General features: G+C 41.5%; 9 protein-coding genes. 3 read left to right on the top strand and 6 right to left on the bottom strand.

Features of this window, described 5'->3' with window-relative positions; all coding sequences use genetic code 11:
* Window positions 1-25: 25 nt before the first annotated feature.
* From galK to BACCELL_RS23040, 3 genes are read right to left on the bottom strand one after another with little or no spacing between them, the layout of a single operon-like run.
* Window positions 26-1180 carry a galactokinase gene (gene galK, locus BACCELL_RS23050; RefSeq protein WP_007214526.1) on the bottom strand — a complete coding sequence of 385 codons (1155 nt, stop codon included), beginning with the start codon at window positions 1178-1180 and terminating at the stop codon, window positions 26-28.
* Window positions 1181-1234: 54 nt separating this feature from the next.
* Window positions 1235-2578, bottom strand: a complete 1344-nt coding sequence (locus BACCELL_RS23045) for an MFS transporter (RefSeq protein ID WP_007214525.1) — start codon at window positions 2576-2578, stop codon at window positions 1235-1237.
* Window positions 2579-2623: 45 nt separating this feature from the next.
* The gene (locus BACCELL_RS23040) at window positions 2624-3721 is read right to left on the bottom strand and encodes an aldose epimerase family protein (RefSeq protein WP_025726503.1); all 1098 of its coding nucleotides are present in this window, start codon (window positions 3719-3721) and stop codon (window positions 2624-2626) included.
* Between the two features lie 200 nt (window positions 3722-3921).
* Here BACCELL_RS23040 and BACCELL_RS23035 point away from each other — a divergent pair, with 200 nt between their 5' ends.
* Complete coding sequence (locus BACCELL_RS23035; protein WP_007214523.1) at window positions 3922-4896, top strand: type I phosphomannose isomerase catalytic subunit; 975 nt, start codon at window positions 3922-3924, stop codon at window positions 4894-4896.
* Between the two features lie 77 nt (window positions 4897-4973).
* Here the strand turns inward: BACCELL_RS23035 and BACCELL_RS23030 are convergent, their stop codons facing one another.
* The 3 genes from BACCELL_RS23030 to BACCELL_RS23020 are packed head-to-tail and all read right to left on the bottom strand — an operon-like array spanning window position 4974 to window position 5849.
* The gene (locus BACCELL_RS23030; RefSeq protein WP_118404134.1) at window positions 4974-5234 is read right to left on the bottom strand and encodes a hypothetical protein; all 261 of its coding nucleotides are present in this window, start codon (window positions 5232-5234) and stop codon (window positions 4974-4976) included.
* 7 nt (window positions 5235-5241) lie between these two features.
* Window positions 5242-5607, bottom strand: coding sequence for a phage holin family protein (locus BACCELL_RS23025; RefSeq protein WP_025726505.1), 366 nt, complete (start codon window positions 5605-5607; stop codon window positions 5242-5244).
* A 32-nt stretch (window positions 5608-5639) separates the two neighbouring features.
* A complete protein-coding gene (locus BACCELL_RS23020; RefSeq protein ID WP_007214520.1) occupies window positions 5640-5849 on the bottom strand; it encodes a YtxH domain-containing protein in 210 nt (69 codons plus the stop codon).
* Window positions 5850-6269: 420 nt separating this feature from the next.
* Here BACCELL_RS23020 and BACCELL_RS23015 point away from each other — a divergent pair, with 420 nt between their 5' ends.
* Both BACCELL_RS23015 and BACCELL_RS23010 read left to right on the top strand, forming a co-directional pair.
* Window positions 6270-6680 carry a lipocalin-like domain-containing protein gene (locus BACCELL_RS23015; protein ID WP_007214519.1) on the top strand — a complete coding sequence of 137 codons (411 nt, stop codon included), beginning with the start codon at window positions 6270-6272 and terminating at the stop codon, window positions 6678-6680.
* Window positions 6681-6723: 43 nt separating this feature from the next.
* On the top strand, window positions 6724-7230 hold the full coding sequence (locus BACCELL_RS23010) for an SPOR domain-containing protein (RefSeq protein ID WP_007217752.1): 507 nt from the start codon (window positions 6724-6726) through the stop codon (window positions 7228-7230).
* Window positions 7231-7733: the final 503 nt, after the last annotated feature.

Below are 7733 nucleotides of genomic sequence, written 5' to 3'. Positions count from 1 at the left end.
CTTTTAAGATTGAGTTGTTTTTATTTTAAACTAATCTGCGAGCACCGTCACCGATGACTACATCATAAATTTTAGGGCTTCTGCCAAATTTCTCTTTGAACTTATCCTTTGCATTCTGGATGAATGTATCATACAACTCATCTTTCACCAAGTTGATAGTACAACCACCGAAACCACCGCCCATTACGCGTGAACCTGTTACACCGCAGTCGAATGCAAGATCATTCAGGAAGTCGAGCTCTTCGCAGCTAACTTCGTAAAGCTTGCTCATACCATGATGTGTTTCGTACATCTTCTGACCTACAGTTTCGTAATCACCTTTTTCCAGTGCATCGCAAACATCAAGTACGCGCTGGATTTCTTCGATTACGTATTCTGCACGCATGTAGTCTTCTTCGCTGATTTCAGCTTTTGACTCTTGTAGCATGTCCATGGTACAATCGCGCAGGAACTCTACATGCGGATGTTTCTTCTGAATTGCAGCAACGGCAGCTTCGCAGCTTTGACGACGCTTGTTGTATGCTGAAGAAGCCAATTCATGTTTAACTACAGAATCTACCAATACCAGACGATAGCCTTTCGGATCGAATGGAAAGTATTGATATTCCAGTGAGCGGCAGTCCAGACGGATAAGACTACCTTGCTTGCCAAATACGGAAGCGAACTGGTCCATAATACCACAGTTTACACCGCAATAGTTATGTTCAGTTGCCTGACCTACTTTAGCCAGTTCGAACTTGTCTATCTTGTTGTCACCGAACAGATCGTTCAATGCATACGCATATGTACTCTCCAAAGCGGCAGATGAAGACATACCTGCACCTAAAGGCACATCACCGGAGAAAGCAGTATCGAAGCCCTTTACATCAACGCCACGCTTAATCATCTCACGGCATACACCGAAGATATATCTTGCCCAGCTTGCACGGGGAGCATCTTCTTCCTTCAAACCGAATTCCACATAATCTTTCAGATCGATGGAATAAGCTTTCACAATGTCTGTACCATTCGGTTTAATTTCAGCGATCATACCTTTATCGATTGCTCCAGGGAATACAAAACCACCGTTATAGTCTGTATGCTCACCAATGAGGTTGATGCGTCCCGGAGAAGCGTAAACTGCTCCTGTTGTTCCGTCAAAATGCTTGATGAAACGGCTTCTTACGTGTTCTATATCCATAATCTTTTCAAATTTATAAGTGAATAAATTAATTACCTATACCTTTTAATTGCGTTAATCCTCTACTGGGATATCTTTATTTACATTTTTGCAACCTACCAAGCCGTAGAACAGCAGATAAGCAAGAGCTGCGATAATCAGCCAGTAGCTGGCCATATAACCTACAGAGTCAGAGATGCTTTGTTGGATCAACGGCAATACACCACCACCAACAACCATCATCATGAAGATACCGGATGCTTGTGCTGTATATTTTCCTAATCCTTCTACTGCAAGGTTGAAGATACCACCCCACATTACAGAAGTACAAAGACCGCAAAGTACGAGGAACAATGCGCTGACAGGTACTTGTGCCATCATAAATCCTTCACCTACAGTGTAACCGGGCATTGAAACTGTTACATCTTTCGGAGTGAAGATAGCAATCAATACAAAAACAATAGCGGTAGCAGATACAACGATTAACTGTGTACGGCTGGAAACTTTACCGCTGATAGCGCTACTTGCAGTACGTCCTACAAGCATCAGCAACCAGTAGATAGCAGCAATAGCACCACCGATAGCAGCACCGTTCATCATAATTCCGGCACCCTTATCGCTTGCGTCGGCAAGATAGAAGTTCAGTGTACCCGGGATACCGATTTCGATACCTACATAGATGAAGATACCAACTACACCTAATACAGTGTGGCGGAAGCTCCATGGACTATGAGAGAATTTTTCTTTCTTTGCTCCACTTTTCTGAAGATGTGGCTCAGGGATAGCTACAAATGAAATGATAATAAATGCAGCTACGAATACACCCATAGCAACGAAGAGGAGAGGAGCAACATCAGACATGGCTGTCTTGGAAGTTACCGTACCAATCAAAGCACCTACGAAAAGAGGGGTCAATGTACCGGACAAAGAATTAAGGGCTCCACCTGTTTGGATCAACTGGTTACCTTTGTTACCACCACCACCAAGGAGGTTCAGCATCGGGTTCACCACTGTGTTAAGCATACAAACACAGAAACCGCAGATGAATGCACCAAGCAGATAGATAACGAAATTTAATTTGATAACATATTCGCCGAATGCGAAAACTTCGGCATTTGCTCCGAATAAACTGGAAAGGTATTGCGTGAACAAACCGAGGAAACCTACTGCCATTGCAATCAATGCAGTCTTTTTGTAACCGATCTTAACGAGCATGTTACCGGCAGGAATTCCCATAAACAGATATGCCAGGAAGTTCATCATATTTCCCATCATACCTAAAGTGTTCGAACCCGCATATTCGTTTCTCCAAATCGTACCGAACGGTGCGGCAAGATTGGTAACGAAGGAAATCATCGCAAAAATGAAGAACATGGTAATAATAGCGACAAGATTACCGTTCTGTTTTTGTTGTGTCATGGTTTTTAATTAATTAAATTAGTTATAAAATTAGGTTAGTTATATTCATTCTTGTACACCAAACTTGTAAATGGTTACTTGTTGGTATTCATCGTCCGGGAGCAATACGGCCGATGGGAAATGTGGTTTGTTGGGTGTGTCGGGGAAACATTGTGCTTCAAAGCAAACAGCGCTGCGTGCCGGGAAAGTAGCTCCGTGAGCACCTGCAAAGCCGCCTAGCCAGTTTCCGGTATAGAGTTGTACACCATTCTCTGTGGTATATACTTCCATTGTACGTCCGCTTTCGGGTTCCGTATAAGTAGCGGCAAGGCTTAATTCGCCACTCTCTGTCTTATTCAGTACGTAGCAGTGATCGTAACCTGCACCATTCACCAATTGCTGGAACTTATCATCAATACGTTCACCGATGGTATGCGGTGTACGGAAATCCATAGGAGTACCTTCTACCTTCAGGATTTCTCCTGTCGGAATGGACACTTCGTCAATGGGAGTATAATGATCAGCGTTGATAGTAATGATGTGGTTCAGAACCGTAGGGGTGGGATTGGCAATACCTGCCAAATTGAAGAAGCCGTGGTTGGTGAGGTTGACAACAGTTGCTTTGTCTGTGGTAGCCCGATATTCAATAACCAGTGCATTGGTTTCATCTTCCAGACGATAGGTCATTTCTACTTCCAGATTACCGGGAAAGCCCTCTTCGCCATCTGCGGATGTATAGTTGAATACAACAGTCGTCGGATCCGGTTGGACTGCATCCCACACTCTGGCGTGGAAACCTGTGGGTCCACCGTGCAAAGAATTTGGTCCATTGTTGATTGTCAGATTGTGCTCTTCGCCATAAAGAGTGAATTTTCCTTTGGCTATACGGTTTCCGTAACGTCCGATAGTGGTATTGAGGAAAGGTTCGGGGCTGTTGACTACATGGTCTATACTGTCATGTCCCAAAATTACGTTAGCATACTTCCCGTTTTTGTCGGGGACCATAATGGAAAGGATAGCGCATCCGTAGTTAGTTACTGCAACTTCCATTCCCTGAGCATTTTTAAGAATAAATAAATCAGTCTTCTTGTTATTTATATCTTTTTGAAAGTCTTCCTTGTTCAAACCCGACAAGTTACTTTCCGTTGACACGGTGTTTATCATATCCATGGTATAAAATTAAATTTCTTGCAAATAAAAAGAAATTCTTCCGTACTCCCAAGGGTTTATCTTGAAATGTGAAGAACATTTTAGGAAAGTTTAGCGTTTAACATTTACGAGGCGAATTGATATTTTTTGTAAGTTTGTCGCGTTAATCTAAAAAAATGTAACATTTTTATTTAAAGCTCTAACAAAAACTACGAATGTATCCTTTGAAATTTGAGCCTATTCTGAAGCAGACGCTTTGGGGAGGCGACAAGATTATTGCTTTCAAGCAATTGAATGAAACGCTATCCGGAGTAGGCGAAAGCTGGGAAATCTCGGCTGTAGAAGACAACGAGTCTGTCGTCGCTAATGGGCCTGACAAAGGCCTTACGCTCCCTGAGATGGTGGGAAAATACCGTCATGAACTTGTCGGTGAAGCGAATTACTCTCGTTTTGGCACAAAGTTTCCCTTGTTGATAAAATTCATTGATGCCAAGTTGGATTTATCCATTCAGGTACATCCGGGAGATGAGTTGGCGAGAAAACGTCACAATTCTTTCGGCAAGAATGAAATGTGGTATGTGGTATCGGCAGATAAGGGGGCAAAACTGATTTCCGGCTTTTCTGAGCAGATAACTCCGAAAGAATACAAGGAAAGAGTTTATAATGGAACCTTTGCTGAAGTGCTGCAAACGTGCGATGTAAAACCGGGGGATGTGTTCTATGTGCCTGCCGGTCGTGTGCATGGTATTGGTGCCGGTGCTTTTGTTGCTGAAATTCAGCAGACTTCGGATATCACTTATCGTATTTTCGATTACAATCGGAAAGACAAAGAGGGTAAATCTCGCGAGTTGCACACTACTCAGGCTACTGAGGCTATTAATTTTGCTGATGTACAGGATGACTTCCGTACAGAATATGATCATCTGAAGAACGAACCGGTGGAATTGGTTGCCAGTCCTTACTTCACTACTTCTCTCTATGACATGACAGAAGAAATTACATGTGACTATTCTGAATTGGATTCATTTGTGATTTTTATTTGTGTGGAAGGCGCATGCCGTATCACGGACGACAGCCAGAATGAGATTGCTGTGCGTGCAGGTGAAACGATATTGCTGCCTGCGATTACGCAAGAAGTTACGATTGTTCCGGAAGACGGTGGCGTGAAGTTGCTCGAAACGTATCTGTAATCATTGGAATTGAATCAATAAAAAGAGCCGCGTCCCTCAATGGAAGAACGCGGCTTTTTTTGCTTTATGGCGCCTGTTTATCTTCTGGCTCCGAACATGCTTCTGACCTTTCTCATCATCTTTACTCCGAGCATTAGTCCGTCGAAGACAGCCATGCCCGTATTGAAAGCGCGCATAATGGCGTTGCCCTTGTCTGCAGCGGGTGCAAGGGGGGCAAACAGTTCTCTTGCCGTATCCGTCATGATTTCTTTCTGTACATGCAATTTCTTCCGTAATTCTTTTTTTCGTAGCGCGATACTTTCCAGAGTCATGGAAGAGGAGTCAGGCATATTGTTCATGATGATATCATTTTTCATTATCATTCTCAAAGAACAGTCCGGCAATGAAGTTCACCATTGGATTGATGATGAGTTTCTTGCGGAAAGTGATTACTAATAAAACAAGCAGAAGATGAAAAGCGGCGATGATGCTGAAGCTTACCATGAGTCCGCCTACAAGCGGATCTAATATATAAGCTAATGCAAATGACAAATAAAACAGTGCCACCATGCCAAGAATGATAACCACCGATAGTAGTACCAAGGCGGAAAGCAGGATTGAGAGTTTTTCGGTTATTTCCAGTTTGGTATATTCTTTTTGGAGTTTCAGATATTTCTTAAACTCAACGAATAATTGCTGGAGATTTTCAATACTTCTGTCGTCTGCGAACATCATAGTGGCTCTGTTTTTTTGTAGGTTTTGTTTTATTCGGCTCCTTCGCCTTTAATTTCTGCTGCGATTTCGTCTACCAGATTTTCCATTTCACTACGGTTCAGACGAATTCCTTTTTTACGGAGAATTTCCGCAATCTTATGGCGGGTGTCTTCTCCTTTTTCGGGAGCAAATAAAATACCAACGGCTGCGCCTACTGCTGCACCGCCCAGAAAAGCTACGAGTACATTTAATCCTTTCATAATTGTTCTCCTTTCTATTTATAGAGGTTTATACTACAAAGCTAACATTTTTCTTTATAAAGTTGTTCGCTTAACTTCTTTTTTTTCGAAATATTTATTTTTCTGTTCCAAGTTCGGTACTAATCCGAGAACTATCCGGAATGTACTGGCTCCGTATCTGTTCCGTACTGGCTCCGTATCTGTTCCGTACTGGCTCCGTATCTGCTCCGTATTAGGTTCGTAGCTACTCCGTATCGGGTCCGTAGCTACTCTAAGCGTATAGATACGGAGCTGGTACGGCTCAGGTAATGCCCGGGTACAGTTCGAACCTGGTTTTGTCTGGTAGGAAAAGAAACGTGATTAATTTAATTTAACTATAATGCTGCCCTTTGGATTGATTGTTCCACGTACATTTGTCTTATTATTCGGAATATTAGCTACATGAAGATAGGAAAGAGAAAGATATTTCTGATTATCGGGTTGATAGTGCTTGTGCTGGCAGCTTGTAGTAATGTTGACGGCGATTTGGATGATAAGTGGCAGTTGAGGCAATATCAATATGCCGACGGTTCAATTGAACGGCAAGATAGCATCTTTTATAATTTCCAAAAAGGTAGCTTTTCTGCCATTTGTTTGTTGAAAAATGGTAGCTATCAAACGTTTTTTGGAAATTATTCTTTGAAAGGAGATAAAATTTCTATTATTTTGCTGCCTCAAAGTATGGAAGACGAAAACTATTCATTCTATATGGGGTGGGAAAATGGAGAACGGACATTTACAATGGAAGAATTGACTTCTTCATCCCTTCATCTGGAATATGAGGGAATTCGTTATATATTCCGCAGATATTGAGTATAGATAGATTGTAGAAATTACTAACAAAAACAATATGATTATGAAAAAATTAGCATTTTTAGGAATGGGATTGTGCATTGCATTGGCATTCTCTTCTTGTAAATCGAGTGAAAGCGCTTATAAAAAAGCATATGAAAAAGCAAAACAGCAAGAACTGGCTGAACCTCAGGTTACTGAACCGGTAGAAGTTTCTCCGGTAGTGAGTGCTCCGGTTGAAGCAAAGGTTGTGGAAAGTGTGCCTGTTGCAACTGCCGGTGTACGTCAGGAAAAAGTGGACATAATTTCTGGCGTGGGTGGTTTGAAAGATTACAGTGTGGTTTGTGGTAGCTTTAGTGTGAAGGCTAATGCCGAAAGCCTGAAAGATTTTTTGGATAAGGAAGGTTATAGTGCTGTGATTGCCTTTAATCCGGATGCAGCAATGTATCGTGTAATTGTGAGTACTTTTGCTGACAGAGCTTCTGCAGCTGACGCACGTGACGCTTTCAAGTCTAAATACTCTAATCGTAAAGATTTCCAGAGTGCCTGGTTGCTGTATCGTCTCAAATAACATTAGATTTTATTTGATATTTGATTGATAGAAAGGAAAACTTCCCTTTCAAGATGAGAGTGTATTAAAAGATTTTAATGCACTCTTATTTTTTTGCCTGATCTATGAATTTGATATTCTGTATCGTGATGAGATGCTTCGACAAGCTTAGTATGACAGGCATTCTCAAAGTATAGACTAATTGTGATGATGTCTTTATTGTGAATTATTTATGCGAAAAAAGCCGATAATAGGTACTAGTTATTGGAGAAAAAGTTAATTTTGGGAATAATTTATCTAACATGACTTGATTACATGAAATAACGCATTTCTCTTTAATGAGGAATATAACAATAGATAACGTATGAAGAAATTTAAATTTTTATTGCTGAGCGCGTGTATTGCGCTAGTTGCGTGCACAACTAAAACATCGTCTGAACAACAAGTTTCAGACAAAGGGACAAAATGGAGTTGGGACAAGGGAACGATTGTTGTAGAAACTCCCGAGCGTCCGGCTGAACAAA

It is taken from the genome of Bacteroides cellulosilyticus DSM 14838 (assembly GCF_000158035.1).
GTDB classification, from domain to species: Bacteria; Bacteroidota; Bacteroidia; order Bacteroidales; family Bacteroidaceae; genus Bacteroides; species Bacteroides cellulosilyticus.
Note: the sequence above shows the minus strand (reverse complement) of the source record. Positions and strands in the feature narration are given on the sequence as shown.

Coding starts and splice junctions, on each gene's coding strand:
- galK (WP_007214526.1), bottom strand. CDS start 1,180: ATGGATATAGAACACGTAAGAAGCCGTTTCATCAAGCATTTTGACGGA.
- BACCELL_RS23045 (WP_007214525.1), bottom strand. CDS start 2,578: ATGACACAACAAAAACAGAACGGTAATCTTGTCGCTATTATTACCATG.
- BACCELL_RS23040 (WP_025726503.1), bottom strand. CDS start 3,721: ATGATAAACACCGTGTCAACGGAAAGTAACTTGTCGGGTTTGAACAAG.
- BACCELL_RS23035 (WP_007214523.1), top strand. CDS start 3,922: ATGTATCCTTTGAAATTTGAGCCTATTCTGAAGCAGACGCTTTGGGGA.
- BACCELL_RS23030 (WP_118404134.1), bottom strand. CDS start 5,234: ATGAACAATATGCCTGACTCCTCTTCCATGACTCTGGAAAGTATCGCG.
- BACCELL_RS23025 (WP_025726505.1), bottom strand. CDS start 5,607: ATGTTCGCAGACGACAGAAGTATTGAAAATCTCCAGCAATTATTCGTT.
- BACCELL_RS23020 (WP_007214520.1), bottom strand. CDS start 5,849: ATGAAAGGATTAAATGTACTCGTAGCTTTTCTGGGCGGTGCAGCAGTA.
- BACCELL_RS23015 (WP_007214519.1), top strand. CDS start 6,270: ATGAAGATAGGAAAGAGAAAGATATTTCTGATTATCGGGTTGATAGTG.
- BACCELL_RS23010 (WP_007217752.1), top strand. CDS start 6,724: ATGAAAAAATTAGCATTTTTAGGAATGGGATTGTGCATTGCATTGGCA.